Source organism: Kribbella soli, from assembly GCF_004331345.1.
Lineage (GTDB): Bacteria > Actinomycetota > Actinomycetes > Propionibacteriales > Kribbellaceae > Kribbella > Kribbella soli.
The window spans coordinates 26,247-46,493 of sequence record NZ_SJJZ01000003.1 but is presented as its reverse complement, the minus strand read 5'-3'; the positions used below and the strand labels follow the sequence as shown (position 1 = coordinate 46,493).

General features: G+C 70.2%; 15 protein-coding genes. 13 read left to right on the top strand and 2 right to left on the bottom strand.

Annotated elements, in window-relative coordinates; all coding sequences use genetic code 11:
• Window positions 1-3: 3 nt before the first annotated feature.
• Window positions 4-7,071, bottom strand: coding sequence for a hypothetical protein (locus E0H45_RS23170; protein WP_131340818.1), 7,068 nt, complete (start codon window positions 7,069-7,071; stop codon window positions 4-6).
• Between the two features lie 146 nt (window positions 7,072-7,217).
• On the opposite strand from E0H45_RS23170, the gene E0H45_RS23165 reads away from it, so the two are divergent.
• The 13 genes from E0H45_RS23165 (at window position 7,218) to E0H45_RS23105 (ending at window position 19,161) form a co-directional block, all read left to right on the top strand.
• Entirely contained in the window at window positions 7,218-7,679 is a 462-nt protein-coding gene (locus E0H45_RS23165) for a hypothetical protein (protein WP_131340815.1), read from the top strand.
• 52 nt (window positions 7,680-7,731) lie between these two features.
• On the top strand, window positions 7,732-8,466 hold the full coding sequence (locus tag E0H45_RS23160; RefSeq protein WP_131340813.1) for a hypothetical protein: 735 nt from the start codon (window positions 7,732-7,734) through the stop codon (window positions 8,464-8,466).
• Window positions 8,466-9,272, top strand: coding sequence for a CpaE/TadZ family protein (locus E0H45_RS23155; RefSeq protein ID WP_131340811.1), 807 nt, complete (start codon window positions 8,466-8,468; stop codon window positions 9,270-9,272). The genes E0H45_RS23160 and E0H45_RS23155 overlap by 1 nt, the downstream gene beginning before the upstream one ends.
• Entirely contained in the window at window positions 9,269-10,579 is a 1,311-nt protein-coding gene (locus tag E0H45_RS23150) for a TadA family conjugal transfer-associated ATPase (protein ID WP_131340809.1), read from the top strand. Before E0H45_RS23155 ends, E0H45_RS23150 begins: the two co-directional genes overlap by 4 nt.
• A gap of 84 nt (window positions 10,580-10,663) precedes the next feature.
• Window positions 10,664-11,569, top strand: a complete 906-nt coding sequence (locus E0H45_RS23145; protein ID WP_131340807.1) for a type II secretion system F family protein — start codon at window positions 10,664-10,666, stop codon at window positions 11,567-11,569.
• Window positions 11,566-12,486 carry a type II secretion system F family protein gene (locus tag E0H45_RS23140; protein WP_131340802.1) on the top strand — a complete coding sequence of 307 codons (921 nt, stop codon included), beginning with the start codon at window positions 11,566-11,568 and terminating at the stop codon, window positions 12,484-12,486. The genes E0H45_RS23145 and E0H45_RS23140 overlap by 4 nt, the downstream gene beginning before the upstream one ends.
• A gap of 100 nt (window positions 12,487-12,586) precedes the next feature.
• Entirely contained in the window at window positions 12,587-12,805 is a 219-nt protein-coding gene (locus E0H45_RS23135) for a hypothetical protein (RefSeq protein ID WP_131292644.1), read from the top strand.
• Window positions 12,806-12,815: 10 nt separating this feature from the next.
• Window positions 12,816-13,232, top strand: a complete 417-nt coding sequence (locus tag E0H45_RS23130) for a TadE/TadG family type IV pilus assembly protein (protein WP_238155202.1) — start codon at window positions 12,816-12,818, stop codon at window positions 13,230-13,232.
• A gap of 8 nt (window positions 13,233-13,240) precedes the next feature.
• Window positions 13,241-13,696, top strand: coding sequence for a TadE/TadG family type IV pilus assembly protein (locus tag E0H45_RS23125; protein WP_131340797.1), 456 nt, complete (start codon window positions 13,241-13,243; stop codon window positions 13,694-13,696).
• Complete coding sequence (locus E0H45_RS23120; protein WP_238155200.1) at window positions 13,683-14,414, top strand: TadE/TadG family type IV pilus assembly protein; 732 nt, start codon at window positions 13,683-13,685, stop codon at window positions 14,412-14,414. The genes E0H45_RS23125 and E0H45_RS23120 overlap by 14 nt, the downstream gene beginning before the upstream one ends.
• Before the next feature lie 19 nt (window positions 14,415-14,433).
• Entirely contained in the window at window positions 14,434-15,078 is a 645-nt protein-coding gene (locus E0H45_RS23115; protein WP_238155198.1) for a hypothetical protein, read from the top strand.
• A 108-nt stretch (window positions 15,079-15,186) separates the two neighbouring features.
• The gene (locus E0H45_RS23110; protein WP_131340795.1) at window positions 15,187-16,131 is read left to right on the top strand and encodes a hypothetical protein; all 945 of its coding nucleotides are present in this window, start codon (window positions 15,187-15,189) and stop codon (window positions 16,129-16,131) included.
• 21 nt (window positions 16,132-16,152) lie between these two features.
• Window positions 16,153-19,161 carry an AfsR/SARP family transcriptional regulator gene (locus tag E0H45_RS23105; protein WP_131340793.1) on the top strand — a complete coding sequence of 1,003 codons (3,009 nt, stop codon included), beginning with the start codon at window positions 16,153-16,155 and terminating at the stop codon, window positions 19,159-19,161.
• A gap of 55 nt (window positions 19,162-19,216) precedes the next feature.
• Here the strand turns inward: E0H45_RS23105 and ypfJ are convergent, their stop codons facing one another.
• A complete protein-coding gene (gene ypfJ / locus E0H45_RS23100) occupies window positions 19,217-20,119 on the bottom strand; it encodes a KPN_02809 family neutral zinc metallopeptidase (protein WP_131340791.1) in 903 nt (300 codons plus the stop codon).
• Window positions 20,120-20,247 lie beyond the last annotated feature (128 nt).

The window sequence follows — 20,247 nt, the reverse complement described above, 5'->3', positions numbered from 1 at the left end:
GGCTCACGGACCGGACAGCGACGGCCCGTGGCCGGTTGGTGCAATCGTCCGTCCGGCCGCGCTGCCCGGCGACGTCCGCGCTCCTTGGTCCGCATGCGGCAGCGTCCGCGCGGCCGTCGTGTAGTCGAGGCCCTTGAGCACATCCCGCGGCACGTTGGCCTTCTCCAGCGCGCCGGCCACCTTGGCGCTGAAGCTGCCGTCCGGTGACGACGTGTTGTACAGCTCCCGCAGGTCGACCCGGCCCTCGGCCATCAGCGCCAACTGCGGGTGCAGCGTCGCGAACGCGGAGGCGAACCCGCCGTCGCGGTCGCCGAGCATGGTTCCGTTCGGCAGGGCCTGGTACTTCCGCTCGGTGCCGTCGGCCTCCTGGACCAGCAGTACGACGGGTTGGCGCTCGGCCTTCGCGCGCTCGAGGGCGTTCAGCAACGGCCGGTACGGCTGGAAGACCGCGCCCGACTCGCCCTGCCCGTACTCGGTCGCCGTGATGTCCGGCGGCCCGAGCTCCTCCGGCACCGCCTGCAGCCGCGCGTTCGCCAGTACGGCGTCGAGGGACGCGCCGGTCTCCATCTGCCGGAGGCCCTCGAGGTACTGGTGCCGGAGCATCCGGACGAACATCTCGCCGCGGGCCAGGTCCAGCAAGTTGGTCGACTTCTTCACGACCGGCTCACCGCGGCCGTTGTCGGTGGTCATCCGGACCGTGGCGTCGTACACCACCGGGATCCGGACCGTGACCATCTGACCCTCGAGGAACCGGCTGGTCTCGAGCCGGGTGCCGTTCGCGTCCGACGACTGCTCCTTGACCTGTTCGCCGATCGAGCCGCCGACCGAGACGAGCCCGCCGTCGACGCCGCCGGACGCGGTGACCGGGGTCAGCCGGTTGTTGCTGCTGGACGAGCGGTACACCTCCTGCCGGCGCCATACCCGGCCTGCCTGACCCTCGAGCGACGGTCCGTGCAGCTCCCAGCCCATGGCGGTGGCGTTGATCGCGACGCTCACCGTCGTCCGCCCGTTGCCCGGCCGCGCCATCGGCTGCAGCGCGATGCCCTCGCCGAGCAACCGGCCGGCTTTGGCCTTCAGCGCGCTCGGCTTGAGGTTCGACCTGATCAGATGCCGGTACTCCGCCGCGCCCCGGCGGCCGAGGACGCCGGGCTGCTCGAGATGGGCGGTCAGGTTCTCGACCAGCTCGTTGCGCCGGGTGCCGCCCTTCGCGTGCAGTGCCGCCCGGATCGGGACGGCGCCCTCCGGGAGCCGGATCGGGCGGTGCTCGGCGCGTTCCTCCAGCTCCGGCTGCGTCTCGATCCGGGGGCCGTCCGTCAGGTCGCCTCGCGGGATCCACTGGACGATGTCCGCGCGGAGCTCGCGAGGCTCGGACACGCTGGTGACGTCGGCCGGGTCGATCCGGCCGAGCTTCCAGCGGGCACTGGCCATCGCGGCCGCGCCGGCGTTGCGAAGCCTGACGACCTGGGTGGTGAACACGATCTTCTGGTGCGTCTTGACCAGGTCGAAATGGCCCAACCGGTCGAGCGTGGCGTTCTGCTCACCGCTGCCGGCCGTGTTGGAGGTGGTCCGGTCCGTGGCGACCCCGCCGGAGCCGTCGCCGAGTGCGGTGGGGCCCTTGCCCTCGACACCCCCGGAGATGGTCACGTTGTGGCCGGTCGACCGGTCGAGCTGCTTGTAGTCGTAGTTCTGGTCGACGCCGCCGGCCTCCTCCTTCGGGATGTCAGGCTTGCCCTCGGGCGTGGTCGGGACGCCTTCGATGATGCGCTCGCCCTCGTACCGGGCGCGCACCTGGACGAACAGGACGTCGGGCCGCTCCTGTCCCTGGATCGGCACCTCGATCGGAACGTCGAAGTCCGCGCCGAGGATGTCCTCGAGGTGGCCGTGGAAGTTCCCCGGCTTCAGGTCGGTGTCCAGGGCGCCTTGGAGCAGGCGGCTGGCGTCCCGCAGCCCGGGAGCGAGTGCGTCCACCTGCGGCTCGACCAGTGTCCGCAGGTCGACCTGCTTCTTGGTGCCTTCGACGGTGAGCGACTCGATCTTGGCCGCTCCCTGGCTCTCGTCGTACGCCTGGGAGGTGCTCACGACGTGGGGGACGAGAGCCTGCGCCTCGACGCTCTTGGCGGTCGCGGCGAACTCCTCGTCGGCGGTCGGGGCCTGGACGGCCGGGACCCGGCTGTTCTCCCGCAGCTTCGCCGTCAGACTCTCGACCGTGTGCTCCGCGGCCAGGCCGGTGGTGACGCCGGCCTTCTCCCGCTGGTAACGACGCAGGAAACCGGCCGCGACCCGGTGACTGATCGGCAGCTTGTCGTTGAGGTACCGCTCGGCGGCGTCGGACGCCACCCAGAGCGGCAGATCGAGCTTGCCGGAGGCGTACAGGTCCAGCGCTCGCCGCTCGGCCATCGCCTTCTGGGCCAGTGCGTCCGGCAGCGCGACGGACTTGATCACCTGACCGTTGTGGATGATGTCCGCGGTCATCTTGTGGCGCTCGATGAACTCGTGGTGCGTGCCCGGGTTGACCAGCAGCCGCTCGTCGCCGGAGGTCTCGCTGGTCGTGGTGGACTGCGACCGGCCGCCGATGCGTCCGACCGACAGGTTCCCGGAGCGGGCGGAGCCGTCAGCCTCGACCAGGCCGCCACCGACATCCCCGCTGACGCCGCCGGACGCCGACGTACCGGTCGTGGAGCCGACGTCGGTCATCGTGAAGTTGATGTCGACGGAGTTCTCTTGGCTCATCGCGACGTGCGTGAGGCTGACCGCCTGGCCGCGGATCACGATCTCGTACTCCTGCGGCAGGATCGTCCCGTCCGCGAGCGCGTGCGCCGGGCTGCCCGGGGCGCGGACCACGGTGAACGGCAGTCGGTAGCTGCCGTTCAGCCACTCGCGGTTCGCCACCAGGCTGGTCGGCGACAGGGCCTCGTGCAGCGCGGGCAGGGCAGTGGAGTCGGACCGGATCGCGGGGATCGCCTTGCACAGTTCGTCGGCCGCGTTACCGGCATCCACCGCGACCGGGAACGCCTGCTCGACGGCCAGGTGGTGCGGCCGCTTCGGGTTCTTCTCGTACACCGGAGCGTCGGCACGCGTCATCGAGCTGTCGTACGCGACCTCCAGGCTGCCCCGGACGTCGGCGATCGGCGTGGCGTCGCCGTCGTCGGTCATCTCGGCGAACGTGATCCGGATGTCCTGTTTGAGCCTGTCGAGCGGTTCCGTGCTCTCGCTCAGGGTGACGTTGTTGACGCGCCGACCCGCGGTCCAGCTGAAGGTGCGGCCGAGCGCGTTCCGGCTGAACTTCACGCCGATCTTGCCCATCCAGCCGCGGACGCCTTCCGGCGGCGGGTTGGAGCCGCCGACCCCGGCGGACAGCGGCACCCCTCGGGACCGGCTCGAGGTCCGGCCGGTGGCCGCCGAGCTGATACCGAGCAGTACGACGTTCTCGTTCGTGCTGGTCCCGGCGCCGGTGGCCTTGAACTGCTTGGTCGCCTCGTCGTAGTCCTGCGTGACCGACAGCCGGAACGGCCGCCAGCGCGGCGTGCCGGCGAAGCCGGTGTCCTCGAGCATCACGACCAGGCCGCCCTGACAGGCCTGGTTGATGCCGGCCTCGATGCGCGGCGCGCTGATGTGCTGCTCGATCCGCTCGCGGTTGGCCTCCTGCTGAGCGGTGGCCTGCTCCCCGGGCCGCGCCACCAGGCCCATCTTGGCCAGCTGCTCCAGCGCCTGGCGCTGCGCTTGCTCGGCGCCCTTCAGGTTCTGCGGCAGGGCCTTGCCGACGCCGCGCATCTGGTTCTCGCCGCGGCCCATCCACGGCGGCAGCGTCTGCGGCACGGTCGACGGCTCGGCATCGCCCCGCAGCAGCACGTGTCCGTGCTTGTCGGTCTTGATGGTGCCGTCGTCTTCCCGCAGTACGGCGTCCTTGTGCGCGCGACCGCCTGCGCGCAGTAGGTCGTTCTCCGCGGCCCGCAGCAGCGCGCGGCACTCGCCGGTCTCGACGATGGGCTTGGCCGTGGAATCGCCGACCTTGCGCAGCGTGGCGCGCACCCGGAGACCGACCAGCACGCCCTGCGTCGGGCCTTGGTTGCGGTGCACGGCCGGGGTGATCGTGGTCATGCTGACGCTCTGGCCGCCCGACCGGGACACGTTGCGGCCGGCCGACACGTTCGGCCCCACGTTGATGCCGGAACCGGCGACGTTGTTGAGCGCGGCCGCCGCGGCGACCGGGCTCACGTCGGAGGGCTTGCCCGGGAACCCGACCGACCCCGTGCCGGTGACCGACGCCGTGTAGGTCTGGCTCGCGTTGACGCCGGCGAAGTCGACCAGGACCTCTTCCTGCCACATCTCCGAGCTGGGCTCACCGACGAGTTTGGCGTCGGCCCAGATCGGCTCGACCTCCCAGGTGAGGTCGTACTCCGTCTCGCCGCCGGTCGGGATCCGCCGGGTGACACCGCCGGGCTGGCTGAACTCGCGCAGCAGGCGGTGCGAGTCGTTGATCATCAGGCCGGCGATGTGGTTGTACGAGACCCGGTCCAGGTCGCCGTACTCCTGCTGCGCCTTGCGGACCAGGCGATCCGTGACGTCGTGCAGTCCGGTGATGCTGGTGACCGCGTGCCGCGGGAACTCTCCCGTGACCTCCTGCCCGTGGCCGATCTCTGCCAGCGAAACGGTCTCGGCCGGCGGCTTCACCGTGTAGGCGCTGGAGACCCAGGTCTGCTGGCGGCCGGCGTCGACAGTCTCGACCGCCGACCAGGGCTCGGTGGGGGAGGCCCGTACCTCGATCTGCCACTTGCCGGACCACTCGTAGAGGATCGACTCGCCGCGGTTGTCGTCGACCCAACCGGACTGGTGGTGCGCCGTGGCCCCGCTGCTCTCGGCGAGCGAGCGGCCGCGCGACACCTCGACCTTCGGCGAGACGAGCTGCGCGGCGGCGTGGACCGGCGTACCGGGTGCGGCCAGGGCCAGCAGCGGACCGATGTTCACGCCGACGTTGACGTTCGTCGAGTGGGTGTCCGTCGTGGCGACGTTCGTGCCGCCCTCGCCGAGCGAGCCCGACATCTGCTCGGCCATCCTGAAGTCGATGTCGTCGCGCTCGGTGATGTCGTCCGGGATCAGCCGCAGCCGCACCTGGCGCAGCGAGGAGACGTCCGTGTCCGCGTCGTTGTCGACGTTGAACACCATGCCGTCGCTGGACAGCAGCCGCCGGTACTCCGCCGCGGGCACCGGGAGCGGGCCGCGGGTCGACAGCTGTTCGCTGAACTTGTTCGCGGCCAGGACCCGGTTGATGTCGGCGACCGGCAGGTTGAGCTGGTCGCCGTCCGGCACACCGGTCATCAGCAGGTCCTTGGCCGGCATCGCCTGGCCGAGGCTGCGTTCGTACACCGCCACCTGATGCTTCGCGGCAGCGGCCAGATCGGCGATCTGGCTCTGCGAACCGTCCGCGTCGATCTCGGTGAGCAGCGTCTGGTAGCCGGCCAGGGCCAGCCGCGCGTCGGCGGCGGCCTGCTCGTAGGCACCGGCGATCTCGGTGTGCCGGCCGGCCTTGTTCCGCGAGGTCTGGGCCGCGACGCGCAGCTTGCGCGCCCGCTCGGGAGCGCCCCGGTCGCGTTGCCGGTCCTCGGCGCCGGCGTCGTCGTCGGCCTTCCCGGCCGCTTTGGTTGCGTCCCGGGAGCTGTTCCGCTTGTGCGTCGCCTTCTTGTCGAGGTCCTCGACGGCGGCCTGGAGCGTCTCGATCTGGGTGACGACCTGACCGCGCAGGTGAGCGGGCGTGTTCCGGGCGGGCTTCGCCTCGGCCTCGGCGCGCGCGGCGGCGCGGCCTGCGGCCGTTGCCTCCGGGGTTGCGACTGCTCCGGCGGTCCAGGGGAGTGCGGGCTCGGAACCACCGTGCCGGCGGATGGTCCGGGCCAGGCCCTCCAGGTCGCGCTCGAGGTCGGCGACGCTGCGCGGGCCGCTCGGGTGCCCGTTCGCGAGCGTCTCGGCGCGCGCCTCGTGCCAGTCCGTGACCAGGCCCTGGAACGCGGCGTGATCCGCGTGCAGCCGCCGGTCGCGGCGCTCATGGCTGAAGACGGACCTCAGCTTGCCGAGGACACCGCGGGACCGGCCGGCCTCCGCGGCGGCGATCTCCTGCGACATCAGTGTCAGCTGGTGCGTCCAGACGTAGCGGACCTGTTCGTCGCTGAGTCCGGGCGGAATCCGCAGTACGTGCGGGTCGTTCGCCGTACCGGCCCGGATGATGCCCTGCCCCATCGCGCGCAGGGTGGTGTCGCCGATCTCGACCCGGAGATGCTGCGGTACGTCGGAGCCCGTCGTCTGCAGCAGGGTCTGACGGGACTGAGGATCGACGGCCGGACGATCGGTCACCGCGGCGGCGAGGGCCTGGCGGTCCATCGAGGCGAGCAGGTTCAGCGCGTGCAGGTCGGTCAGCGGCCCCTGCGAACTCGGACGCGCGCCGACCGTCAGCCCGGTACCGCGGATCTGCGACGTCCAGAGTCGGCGTCCTTCCGCGCTCCGGTGCTTGCTGCCGACCTGTGCGCGGTGGCGGCCGGCGCGCCGCGATGCAGGCGGCGTACCCAGGTCCAGGAGCTCCGCGTCGCGGTTGATCGCGGCCGAGGCGGCCACGAGCGTCGAGGTCGCGAGGGCGTTCGGCGGCGCTGTCAGCCGGCTGAGGCGGGCGGCCGCCTCGGGGTCGTCCGGCGCCGCGCCGCTGAGGGCGACCCGGAGCATCGCGTCGGCCTCGGTACGACGGGACTGATCCAGCCCCGGAACCCGGAGGTACCGGTCGAGGGCGTCGACCGCGCCGCGCGCGGGCAGCTCACCTCGGGCCCGGGCCACTTCGGTCCCGATCACGCTGACGGCCTCCGCCAGCAGACGGTCGTCGCCGGCGCGGTCCGCGGCCCGGCGGTGGAGCAACTCCTCGATCGCGCGCATCACACGCGCGGCGAGCATGTCGTCGGGCGTGGTCAGCCGGACCCGGCCGTCACGGAGCTGCACCGCCGAGGGGTGCAGGATCCCGAGCGCGTTTCCGACCGCACTGCGAGCGCGAGCCGTCGGATCCGTGGCGGACAACGTCGTTGTAGTCAGCCGAACCACCCCTCCCGTTAAGTGCCCGGGTGATCACCAGTTGTCACCCGGACCCTCTGGTCCGGAATTTAGCAAACAATCGGTTACTTGCCAGCAACTCGATTCACCCGAACCGTTAACGATTTACGCCCAGGGACCCACCTAGGATCAAGAGCATGTGGGAGAAGTTCGGTGACTCCGAGTGGAACATCCCCCAGGCGCGCAGCACCGTCGCCGAGTTGCGGCACCATGCGGGCGACGGCCGGGAGTACGACGGCATCGAACTGTTCCTCGCGCTCTGCGAGTACCTCGACCGGCTGCACGGCCAGCACGGGTTCGACTACTTTTTCACCGGCGCCGAGCAGGCAGCCCTAGCTGCCGCGGTCCAGGAGGTACGCGGCCGGGAGATCGAGCCGGACCTCGAAACGGACCGGCTGGTGCAGCCGGTGAACGCCGCGGTCACGCTGGTCGAAGGGCGGGACCTCGTGGTCTGGCTGGAGGGACAGCCCGACTGGCAGCGGCAGATCGGCCTGTGCCTGCGCGCGATGTATGCCTATCTAGACCAGTTGTACGGCGGACCGGGCGCGTTCAACCAACTGCTCAAGCCCGCCGAGCTGGAGCGGGTCGCGGCGCGGTAACGGCAGTGGCCTCCTGGCACGGATGGCACCTCGCTGCCATTACGGTATGCGGGTGAGTCTCTCGTCCTCCACGCGTAGCTCTTCCCAAGGCGCCCGGGCAGCGGGCCGATCGACGGGTGGCGGTTCGACCCGCCTCCCGAGCGGCCGGGAACGCCGTCCTGCCCTGGCCGCGCTCGCGGTCATCCTGATCCTGCTCGGCGCCGCCGGATCGGCGCTGATCGCGCTGAACAGCGGCAACCGCTCCGACTTCGTGGCGATCTCGGTCGACGCGCTGCCACCGGGCAGCAAGCTCGAAGCGAAGGACCTCTCCAGGGGTGACCTGGCCGGCGCCACCGGTGGCTTGATTCCGTGGTCGGAAGCGGAGAAGTACCTCGGCCGCTACACGAAGACCTGGATGTACAAGGACCAGTTCGTCACGCCGGAGAACCTCACCCAGGAGGGCGAGCAGCCGATCCCGGCCGGCGGCGCCCTGGTCGGTGTCAGCCTGGAGGCCGGGCGCGCACCGTCGGACGGCCTTCAGGTCGGCGACGTCGTCAAGGTCATCCGCGTACCGTCCGCCAACGCGGAGGGTGCCGCGGTGCCGTTGGTCAGCGCTGCCGAGGTGACGTCCGCCGCCGGCGCGATCACCGACAGCAAGACGAGCTCGAACAGCACGCTCAACGTGACGGTCCTGATCCCCGCCGAAGACATCACCACGGTTGCGGCAGCGGCCGCGGCGAAGACCCTCGTGCTGGTGAAGCTGGCGCCGGGCACCAAGCCGGACGTGTCGCGCAACGGGGCCAACTGATGGCACTTGTGGCGCTGGCGAGCGCGAAGGGCTCGCCCGGGGTGACCACGGCAAGTCTGGTCTTCGGTGCACTCTGGCCGCGGCAGGTGCTGCTGGCCGAGTGCGACCCGGCGGGCAGTGACGTAGCGATCCGGATGACTGGACCGGGCGGTGCCGGCCTCAACTCCGATCGCGGCCTGGTCAGCCTCGCGGCTGCGAGCCGGAAGGGTCTGGGCGACGAGGTCATCCTCGCGCACAGCCAGCAGCTCGACGGCGGCCTCGACGTACTGCTCGGTGTGCGCTCGCCGGAGCAGGTCGGTGGCATGGGCGGTCTGTGGCACCCGCTCGGCATCACGTTCAACCAGATGCAGCACGGCGACGTACTGGCCGACTGCGGGCGGATCGGTGCGTCCTCGCCACAGCTGCCGGTCATCCAGTCCGCGCGCCTCGTCGTTCTGGTGTGTTCGGCGACAGGCTCGTCGGTGGCGCACCTGCGGGAGCGGCTGTCGACGCTGGTGCACCATGTCGACGCACAGCTCGGTGTGGTTGTCGTAGCCGACCCGAAGCAGCGGGACGGCGTGAAACAGGTCTGGTCCGTGCTGGACGCCATGTCGTTGCCGGTGCGGCACCGCTGGCACCTGGCGTACGACCCGGTCGGAGCGGCGTTCTTCGACGGGCGTGGCCACGGCCGGCTCGACAAGACCCAGCTGATCCGGTCCGCGAGCGTCATCACCGCGGAGATGGCGGCCCTGGTCGCCGCTCCGCCGCCGCAGGACTTCGACATGGCCAACGCGGCCTTCCCACCATCGCCTGGTGACTATCGATGAGCGCCGATCAGGAGCTCGTCCGGAAGCTGCGGGTGCAGGTCGCCGAGCGGCTGAACGAGCAGCGGCGCCGCGACCAGGTGAACGGCGTACCTCCGATGAGCGCGGAGGACGAGCGGGAGTACGCACGGTCGCTGATCGTGCAGGTGCTCGAGGACCACGCGCGGTACGAGCTGGCCGAGGGCCGTACGCCGCCGACGCCGGACGACGACGCGCAGATCGCCGGCGCGATCCACTCCGCGCTGTTCGGTGTCGGCCGGCTGCAGCCGCTGATCGACGACCCCGAGGTCGAGAACATCGACATCAACGGCTGCGACCAGGTCTTCGTGCAGTACGGCGACGGTCGCGAGGAGACCCCGGGTCCGGTCGCAGAGAGTGATGAGGAACTGATCGAGCTGATCCAGGTACTGGCGGCGCACGCCGGCCTGACCAGCCGCCCGTTCGACTCGGCGAACCCGCAGCTGGACCTGCGGCTGCCCGACGGCTCCCGTCTGTCCGCCGTGATGGGCGTGACGTCCCGTCCCGCGGTGTCGATCCGGCGCGCCCGCCTCGGCAAGGTGTTCCTCAAGGACCTGGTCGCCAACGGAACCATCTCCGACGACGTCGGCTCGTTCCTGCGGGCTGCGGTCGCGGCGCGGAAGAACGTCATGATCGCCGGCGCCACGAACTCCGGGAAGACAACGCTGCTGCGAGCACTGGCCAACGAGATCCAGCCGCACGAGCGGCTGATCACCGTCGAGCGCTCGCTCGAGCTCGGCCTCGGCGAGTTCAAGGACCTGCACCCGAACGTGGTCGCGTTCGAGGAACGGCTGCCGAACTCCGAAGGCGTCGGCGAGGTCAGCATGGCCGACCTGGTCCGGCGTTCGCTGCGTATGAACCCGAGCCGGGTGATCGTCGGTGAGGTGCTCGGCGACGAGATCGTCACGATGCTGAACGCGATGAGCCAGGGTAACGACGGCTCGCTGTCGACGATCCACTCGAACAGCTCGATGGAGGTGTTCAACCGAATCAGCACCTACGCGATCCAGGCCCGCGAGCGGTTGCCGATGGATGCCACCCAGATGCTGATCGCCGGCGCGCTCGACTTCGTGGTGTTCGTCCGCAAGCACAACGACTACTCGCGCGGCGGCGGCCTCAGCCGGTACGTCGAGAGCATCCGGGAGGTCACCGGATGGGACGGCCGGGTGCTGTCCGGCGAGGTCTTCGCACCGGGACCGGACGGCCACGCCGCGGCGCACGCGCCGATCGCGTGCATGGACGAGCTCGAGCACTTCGGGTACCAGCCGCTCGTGCACGGAACGTGGGCGTGAGGCCGTGAGCGAGCGGAGCGAGGTCACCATCAAGCACAGTACGCCTCGTGTCTCGTCGGCGCCCGGAGCGAAGCGAGGACGTCGATGAGCAACCGGACTCTGGGCGCGCTGCTGTGCGGGGCGTTGGTGGGCGGCGCGGTGATGCTGCTGATCGTCGCGATCCGCGGGACCGAGCCGAAGGACGAGACGCCGTCGCTGTTCCGCAACCGCAGCGTCGAGGCGCGTAAGAACCTCGTCCGGCTGGGCGCCGGCTTCGCGGTCGGCCTGCTCGTGCTGGTGGTGACCCGCTGGCTGGTGCTCGCGGTCGCCCTCGGCCTGCTCGCGGCCATGGCGGACCGCTTCTTCGGCGGCACCGGTGAGGAACGCCGGGCGATCGATCGACTGGACGCGCTGGCCACCTGGACCGAGGCGCTCCGCGACACGATCGCCGGCGCGGTCGGCCTGGAGCAGGCGATCCCGGCCACCGCGGTGAACGCGGCGCCCGCGATCAAGCCCAGCCTGAACCTGCTGGTCGACCGGCTGCGGATCCGCGAACCGTTGCCGTCGGCCCTGATGCGGTTCGCCGACGACCTGGACGACCCGTCCGCGGACCTGATCGTCGCCGCCCTGGTGCTGAACGCCCGGCTGCGCGGTCCCGGTCTGCGCGAGGTGCTGAGCGCGCTCGCCGATTCGGCCCGCGAGGAGCTCGACGTACGCCGGAAGGTCGCGGCGGAACGTCGTTCGACGCGGCGCAGTGTGCAGGTCGTGGTCGCGATCACGCTGCTCATGGCGGCCGGTCTGGTGCTGTTCAACTCGGCGTACATGGCGCCGTACACGAGCTTCGTCGGGCAGGTCGTGCTGGCCGTGGTGATCGGGCTCTACGCAGTCGGACTGCTGTGGCTGCGGCGACTCGCGAAGATCGAGGTGCCGGACCGGTTCCTGATCGGCATGACCGACGACCAGCGGCCGAGCCGGTCGGGCGACGACCGGATGGAGACGGTGAGCGGATGACCTGGGCCTTCATTACCGGCGGTATCGCCGGACTCGGCGTGTACGTGCTGGTCCGGATGTTCATCAGGCCGCGGGCCAACGTGCTGTCCACGATCGCGCGGATCGACGCCGGCCGTGGCGGTTACACCAGCGGTGTCACCACCAGTGCCGCCGGCGAGCGGGTGCTCGGCGGCGTGGACCGGGCGCGGGAGACGCTGGGCCGCCGGCTCGAGGCGGAGGCGAATGCGCGGGGCTGGGCGTTCGGCAAGCTGCGCCGCGACCTCGCGGTGATGAACCAGCCGTTCGCCGCGATGCTCGCGACCAAGGTCTTCTTCGCGCTCGGCGCGATGATCTTCGTCCCGATCGTGCTGTTCCTGGCGTCCGCGATCGGGATCAGCGCGCCCGGAGTGGCCCCGGCGATCGTCACGCTCGGGTTCATGGCGCTGGCGTTCTTCCTGCCGGACCTGGCCTTGCGTTCGCAGGCGGAGGCGCGGCGGCGCGACTTCCGGCACGTGGTCGGCAGCTTCCTGGACCTGGTCGCGATGAACCTCGCGGGCGGCCGCGGTCTGCCCGAGGCGCTGATGACGGCGTCGACGATCGGCGAGCACTGGGCGATGGCCCGGATCCGGCAGGCGCTCGCGAACGCGCGGCTGATCGGCATCACGCCGTGGGACGCGATGGCCCGGCTCGGCGAGGACCTGGGCGTCGAGGAACTGCGGGACCTGGCCTCTGCGCTCGCGCTGGCCGGTGACGAGGGCGCGAAGATTCGTTCGTCACTGCTCGCCCGGGCCGCCTCGCTGCGGCGCAAGGAGCTGGCCGACGTGGAAGGCAAGGCGGGTGAGCGGTCCCAGTCGATGCTGGTCGCGCAGCTCGTGATGATCTCGGCGTTCTTCCTGTTCCTGGCCTTCCCGGCCGGCGTGGCGATCCTCGGAAGTTAGGCAGGACAGGGATGAGGGCAAGGGATCCGTTGGGCGGAGTTGCCCGTCGAACACGTCATACTGAGGCCTGCTTCGGCCTCACGATCTGGAAGGCATGTGGATGACCTCGGAGTTGATGTTCTGGCGGGCCATGGCCGGCTACGCGGTGGCACGGGCGCAGGCCCAGCGGGCCCGCGCGAAGCAGGGGAACACCGAGCTGGGCGCCTCCGCACTCGAGTGGGCGATCATCTCGGGGATCCTGGTCGTGGCCGCGCTGGCGATCGGTGTGGTGGTGAAGCGAGTGATCGCCAAGCACACCGCTGATATCGAGAAGGAATGACGGCAGAGCAATGCGGCTGGGGCGCAAGCGGTCCGAGCGGGGGGTCAGCACTCTCGAGCTGGCCATCCTCGCGCCGGCGCTCATCGCGCTGGTCTTCGTGTCCATCCAGACCGCCTTGTGGCTGTACGGGCGGTCCGTCGCGCTGAACGCGGCGCAGGAGGGCGTGTCCCGGCTGCGGCTGGTGCAGCCGCCCGTGTACACCCCGGCGGTGGGGGAGAAGGTGCGGGCCGACATCCAGTCGTACGCGCAGCAGCTCGGCGGTACGACGCTGCAGAACGCCACCGTCCCGTTCCCGTCGTACAACACCCCGGAGGGCGTGGTCTCGTTCACGGTCACCGGCAAGACCGTTTCGCTGGTGCCCGGCCTGGAACTGAAGGTGACCCGGACCGCCACCGGCCGCATCGAACAGTTCGAAGCCGACAAGTGAGCGAGCAGATGACGAGCAGACCAGGGTCGCGCGGGCGGCGCCGCCGTACCCGCGAGCGCGGCACGATGGCGCTGGAGATGGTGATCCTCGCGCCCGTGCTGCTGGCGCTGTTCATGTTCCTGCTGGCCTGCGGGCGGTACTTCCAGTCGTCGTCGCTGCTGGAGAGCGCGGCCCGTGACGGTGCCCGTGGCGCCAGCCAGGCGCGGTCGCTGCAGGACGCGCAGGCGCGCGTCGACGAGGCCGTCAACTCGGCGATGAGCCAGGCGGTGGCTTCGTGCAAGGAGTCCGCGGCGGGCTCGATCACGACCGGATTCGTTGCCGGTTCGCCGTTGTCGGTCGAGGTCACCTGCACGATCAACTACCGCGACCTCGGCCTGCTCGGCCTGGGCGGCGACACCAAGATCACCAAGCGCTTCACGTCCTCGCTCGATCCGTACCGGGGGGTGCGCGGTGACGGCTCGTAGGCTCGTCGAGTTCTTCCGGATCGATGCGCGACGCAACGACCGGCGGTTCGGCCGCGGCGCGCTGAGCCCCGCGGTCGCGATCCTCGCGGTGATGATCTTCACCCTGGCCGGCCTGGTGATCGACGGCGGCCGGCAGCTGGGCGCCCGGTCGCGCGCGGTCGGGTACGCGCAGGAGGCCGCGCGCGTCGGCGCCGCGGCCATCCAGCTGAACGTCGCCGAGGCCAAGATCGACACCGCGAAGGCCGCGGCCGCGATCACGGCGTTCTGCGGCCAGGTGCGGTCCAACGACCCGGCGGTCACCTCGTGCGGACCGACCACGCTGACCGACAAAGAGGTCGACATCCAGGTCGACATCGCCAACAAGACGACGTTCCTCGGCCTCGTCGGCAAGCAGTCGCTGAAGGCCAGCGGCACCGGCCAGGCGCACGCCGAACAGGGCGTCGACAAGGCCGACGACAGCCCGACCATCCCGCCGATCGTCGTGAACCCGACCACCGACGGCCCCGGCGGCCCTATCGACACCCCGCGCCCGCCGACGATCGACCTGCCCTGCCCGACCTGGACCGTCGGCTCGCCGACCCCGACCTGGACGCTGTCGCCGTTCCCGTTCCCGGCCTCCTGCTCGCCGAACGTGACACCGACCCCGACCCCGTCCGAGACCCCGCCGACCGGCGAACCGTCAGGCCCCACGAGCAGCTCGCCGCCGAGCGGGCGCTAGAACCCGGAGGATTCTGTCCGTGCGTAGGTTTGCCCTCCCGGCCTTTGCAGTGGTCGGTGTCCTGCTGTTGAGTGCCTGCAGCAAGGACACCGGCGACGGCGGCCGCCCGGTCCCGGTCGGCGGCGACTCCGGTACGACGACATCCAGCACGCCGTCCACCGCACCGTCGTCAGCGCCTCCCGCGACTACCGCGCCGGCCACCACGGCCAAGCCGACCGCACCGACCGCGAAACAAGTCATCATCCAACCCGGGAACTTCGCGTCCAACCCCGCCGTCCAAGGCCTCGTGACCAGCTACCCGCTCTACTTCCAGGCCCTCGTGTCAAAGGACGACACAATCCTGAAGAAGCGGTTCCCGTCCTTCTTCTATGAGGACGTATCGGAGGAGATCGTGGATGCCAAGCGCAACGGCTGGGTAATGAAGCCGCCGGGGAGTGTGGTCGTAGTCGGCGCGAAGGCCACGCCGGACGACACCGTCGCTGTGCAGACCTGCCGCTCGCAGACCACGCAGTACTGGGACCCGAAGACCCGGAACTGGACTGTCGTCGCGCCCAAGGGGACGCCCGAGGTGATCGAAATGATCCAGACCGGGGTCGGCTGGTTGCCGTACCGCATGGCGACCAGCAAGGGCGTGAACTGCTCGAGCGTCCGCTACCCGGCCTAGACCGGAACGTGGAATTTCAGGTTGCGAAGAGGTGACGGGGTACTGGGTACCGGGCATGATGCCCCTGGTCGAAGATAATCTGCGCATAGCCAAGTCTGGGGAGTGAGGATGCACAACCGAGTGGGCCGTACGCTGCTCGTCCTGAGCGCTGTTCTCGCGCTTGTGACGGTCGCCCCCGCCACAACTGCCACCGCGGATACCATCCAGACCGGCAACTCCGTGTGCAGCATGTACGTGAACTCGGTCGGCTTCGGCGCGTACTGCAGTTCCGGCAACGCCTACATTCCGCGGATTCAGCCTGCGCCACCGCCCCCGACCTGGCGGGACAAGCTCAACGGTCGGCCCTTCGTCCCGTGCCGCGACTTCGAGATCCCGAAGGGGATCCGGCTGCCGAAGGCACCGGACGGCAAGGAGTGGGTGATGCGGATCACGATCACCGACTACGAGCTGGACACCTACAACGGTGGCCCGAAAGCACACCTCGAGCGGGCCTACGTTCCCGTGGATGCGCAGGACCGGGCCCAGTGCCCGTTCCCGGACTACATGGCAGATTTCTGGAGGCGGTTCCAGGGCGTTTACCCGCCGCCCGCGCTGCAGGTCATGCCGACCTACACACCGCGGGTCAACGTGCCGGCCTACTTCACCCTGACCCCGGACAGCTCGAAGGTGACCACGGACAACACCGGGAGTCTGAGCGGTCTCTACGACGACAGGCACAACCTGAGCATGCGCGGCATGGTCGTCGAGATGGTCGTCGACCCAGGTGACAACACCGGGACGTTCAAGTGCCCGGTCGGTGTGACGCCGCTGGACGACCCGGACGGGTACGACCAGACGCAGGACCCGTACCACCAGATGAACCCGTGCAAGCACGTCTACAAGAAATCCAGTGCGAGCCAGCCGGACAAGATGTACACGGTGAAGCTCACCATCACGTGGGAAGTGTCGTACTGGATCGGCAAGGACGCCGGTGGCTGGAAGCCGATCGGCCAGGCAAATGTGACGGCCGTGCAGCGCCTGCCTGTGCAGGAAGCTCAGGCAATCGGTGGCTGATGGTGGGGGTATGGAGGAGCGATGGTAAGGACGAATGAGCCTGCGCAGGCGGCGCGGTTGCCGCAGCGGCGTCAGGGGAGTCCGGGTGCGGACCGGCTGAAGGGCTTTGTCGCGCTGCTCGCGATCCTGGCGATCGTCGGTGGCGTGCCGTACGTGCTGCTGCGGTTCTTCGGTACGCCGTGGCCGGACACGATGCCCACCAAGAGCATGCTGTTCAGCGAGCTGAGCGTCGAGACGGTTCTCGGCATCATCGCGTTCTTCATCTGGCTCGCGTGGCTGCACTTCGTCGTCTGCCTGATCGCGGAGGCGGCCGCGGAGATCCGCGGTCACGGCCTCTCACCACGCGTCCCGCTCGGCGGCGGCTCGCAGGTCCTGGCCCGCCGGCTGATCGGCACGGTCGTGCTGATCGCCGCAGGTGCCGGTGTCAGCCTGCCGGTCGCGAGCGCGGTCACCACGGCCGGCCCGGCCGCTCCGACGTCCGTGAGCGTGCGGCACGGCAACGAGCAGTCCTCGACGTCGCAGTTCCGCCAGACCGAGGCAGCCAGCACGGTGCTCAGCGGCAGCCACGGGAAGACGAACGTCGGCGTACGGACGAACAACGACCACAAGGGTCAGGTCGTCAAGTACACCGAGGTTCGTCCGCCGGAGGCCCGGAACTACGACTGCCTGTGGGACATTGCGGAGCGGTATCTCGGTGACGGTCGCCGGTACAAGGAGATCTACGACCTCAACAAGAACAAGCTGCAGCCCGACGGCCGCCGGCTGACCAACCCGGACCTGATCCTGCCGGGCTGGCAGGTGCGGCTGCCGGCCGACGCCAAGGGCCCGGGTGTGCACACGGTTCGCGTGAGCATCGGCGACCACACGACCACCAAGACCACCACCAAGACGACGGTCAGCACGAAGACGACCCCGGCCAAGCCGAAGACCGCGGTCGAGAACAAGACCGAGACCCGGACGACGCCAGAGTCGAAGCCGGTCGGTCCGGGGCGCTACTCGGAGCAGGGCATCGAGAAGCCCTCGTCGGTCGTCATCGGCAGCGCGAAGGGCGACCCGGGCGCGAAGAACGTCAAGCCGGGGGAGCCGAACGTCACCGTCGAGCCGCACGCTCCGGGGGCCGGTCACGAGCACGGCGAGCCGGCCGGCGGCGGTACCCAGGTTCCGGAGGTGACTCCGGTCGCGGCCGACGACGGTGGCATCAGCCTGAAGGACGCCGGCATCTTCGGCTTCGGGGCGACGCTGCTTGCGGCTGGTCTGGCGCTGGCGCTGAAGCGGCGCCGCGGCTGGGCGCAGGGCCCTGGCCCGAAGGCCGCCGGTCACCGGCAGACCGAGATCGGTCTGCGGCTCGCGTCAGACGTTCCGACCGCGCAGTTCGTGGACAACTCGCTGCGCAAGCTGGGCGCCGACATGACGCAGCTGGAGCGGCCGATGCCGAAGGTGGTCGCCGCGCTGGTGACCGACCGGTCGCTCACGCTGGTGCTCGACCCGTACGGCGCACAGCCCGAGCCGCCCGGTCCGTGGCAGGCGATTGCCGAGGGCACCCGGTGGACACTGCGCCGCGGGTACGGCCCGAGCGGTGAGGTCAACGCGCCGGCGCCGTACCCGACGCTCGTGACGGTCGGCCAGAACGCGGACGGCGCGACGGTACTGATCGACCTCGACACCGCGAACGGGATCGTCGCGTTCGGCGGCGTGACCAACGCGTCCCGCGACGTGGTCGGTTCGCTCGCGGTCGAGCTGGCGACGAACCTGTGGTCCGAGGGCGCGCACATCAGCATGGTCGGGTTCGGCGACGACCTGTCGTCGCTCGCGCCGACGCGGCTGAGCTACTGGATCCGTCTCGACGACGCGATGGCCGAGGTCGTCCGCCGTACCGAGGCGCAGGTCCAGGCCTCCCAGCGGCGGAACGCCGGCTCCGTGGCGGATGCCCGGATGACGCATCCGGACGCGGCGCTGTGGGGTCCGGAGATCATCTTCGTGTCCGCGCCGCCGTCGCCGGAGGAGCAGGACCAGCTAAACCGGCTGGCCGCCGACACCAACCGCAGCATCGCGGTGGTCGTGGTCGGCGACGTGATGAACTCGCCGTGGCGGTTCGTCGTGGACGAGAAGAATCAGGCCGTCTGCCGGCTGCTCGGCCTCGAGGTGGACGCGCACAGCGTCAACCCGGAGCAGTTCGCCGACCTGGTCGCGCTGTTCGACGCGGCCGAGACGGACGCCCGCGACAAGCGCCGGTCCGAGCAGGACATGCCGGCGTACGAGTTCTCCACCACCGACCTGAGCCAGCCGGCACCGGTCGAGGTCGACCTGCTCGGCCCGGTCGAGGTGGACGCCCGCGGGGTCATCGACGACGGCCGGATTACGCTGTCGACGGAGATCATCGCGTTCCTGGCCAGCCAGGACTACGGCGTACACCCGAACGTGCTCGCCGGGGCGATCTGGCCGCGCGGCATCAGCGAAGAGCTGCGCGACGCGGCGCTGGAGCACACCCGGCGCTGGGTCGGTGTGGACGCCATGTACGCCGACGAGTCGGGCCGCTGGATGCTGAACCGCAGCGTTGTCCGGGTCGACTGGGACGTGTTCCGCACGCTGGCGAAGCAGGCGACGATGATCGACGACCCGCGTGGCCCGCTGTCGACGGCGCTCAGCCTGGTGCACGGCCCGGCCTGGTCGAACCTGCCCGGCGGCCGCTACTCGTGGCTCGCCGCGTCCGGGATCGAGCGCCGGATGGTGGAGGCCGTCGTCGACGCCGCGCTGCGGCTCGCCGAGTCGTCGCTGAGCCACAACGACGGCAACCTGGCCCGCACCGCCCTCCAGACCGGCCTCAGCTTCTCGCCGGCCTCGGAGGAACTGTGGCGCGCCACCCTCCGCCTGGCGGCCCACTTCGGCACCACCGGGGACGTCACCAACGTGGCCGGCCAGATGTACGCCGCCCTCACCAAACACGGCGGCCCCCGCGGCCCCGAGGCGGAGACCGACGCCCTCGTCGAAGAACTCCTCCCCGGCTACCACCGCCCCGCCCAGGTCGCCTGACAGCTACAGACGAACCGCCCCGCACGCTTCGGCGTACGGGGCGGTTCGTCTTTTGTCAGAGGGACTTGGCGGACCAGGTGTCGCACGCGTTCATGTCGCCGGAGTCCATGCCGGCCTGGAACCATTTCATGCGTTGCTCGGCGGTGCCGTGGCTGAAGCTTTCCGGGGTGACCTGGCCCTGGGTCTTCGACTGGATGCGGTCATCGCCAACCGACGCGGCGGCGTCCAGGCCGCGGGCGATGTCGTCCTCGCTGAGCTCGGTGATCAGCGGCTGGCCGCTCGCGTTCGGGACCGTGGTCGCGTGGTTGGTCCAGATACCGGCCAGGCAGTCGGCCTGGAGCTCGGAGCGGACCGAGTCGGACGTCGGGCCGTTGCGGGTCTTGATCCGGTCGAGGATGCCGTACAGGTTCTGGATGTGGTGGCCGTACTCGTGCGCCACGACGTACGCCTCGGCGAACTCGCCGCCGCGGGCGCCCAGGTCCTGCTGCAGCGTCTCGAAGAACCCGATGTCCAGGTACACCCGCATGTCCGGCGGGCAGTAGAACGGGCCGACCGCGCTGGTCGCCGGGCCGCAGCCGGTGTTCACCGAGCCCTCGAACACCCGCATCGGCGCGCGGGTGTACTTCTTGCCGCGCCGGGGGAGCTCCGCGGCCCAGAACCTCTCGATCGAGTTCTGGTAGAACACGAACCTGCAGTCCGAGTTCGACTGCAGGTCGGTGCCCTTCTTGCAGGAGCCCAGGTTGCCGGTTGCCGTGTTCTGCGAGACCGGTTCGTCGCTGCCACCTCCGCCTGGCAGGCCACCGGTCAGGAGGAGGATCACGACAAGAAGGATGATGCCGCCGATGCCGCCGCCGACCGGGATCATCCCGCCGGGGAGGCCACCGCCGCGTCCGCCGCCACTACCGCGGGTGTCCTCGACACCACTGGTGTCGAGATCCGCATCCGGATTGAATTTCACGCCACCTACACTAGTCCTGAGAGCGGGGGATTTCGGCGTGCCGTGACACTGCGAGGACGCCGCCATGACACCGCCATGCCGCCCAGAGCTCAGCCCCGTATCCCAGCGTAAGGACGCCCGCGACCCCC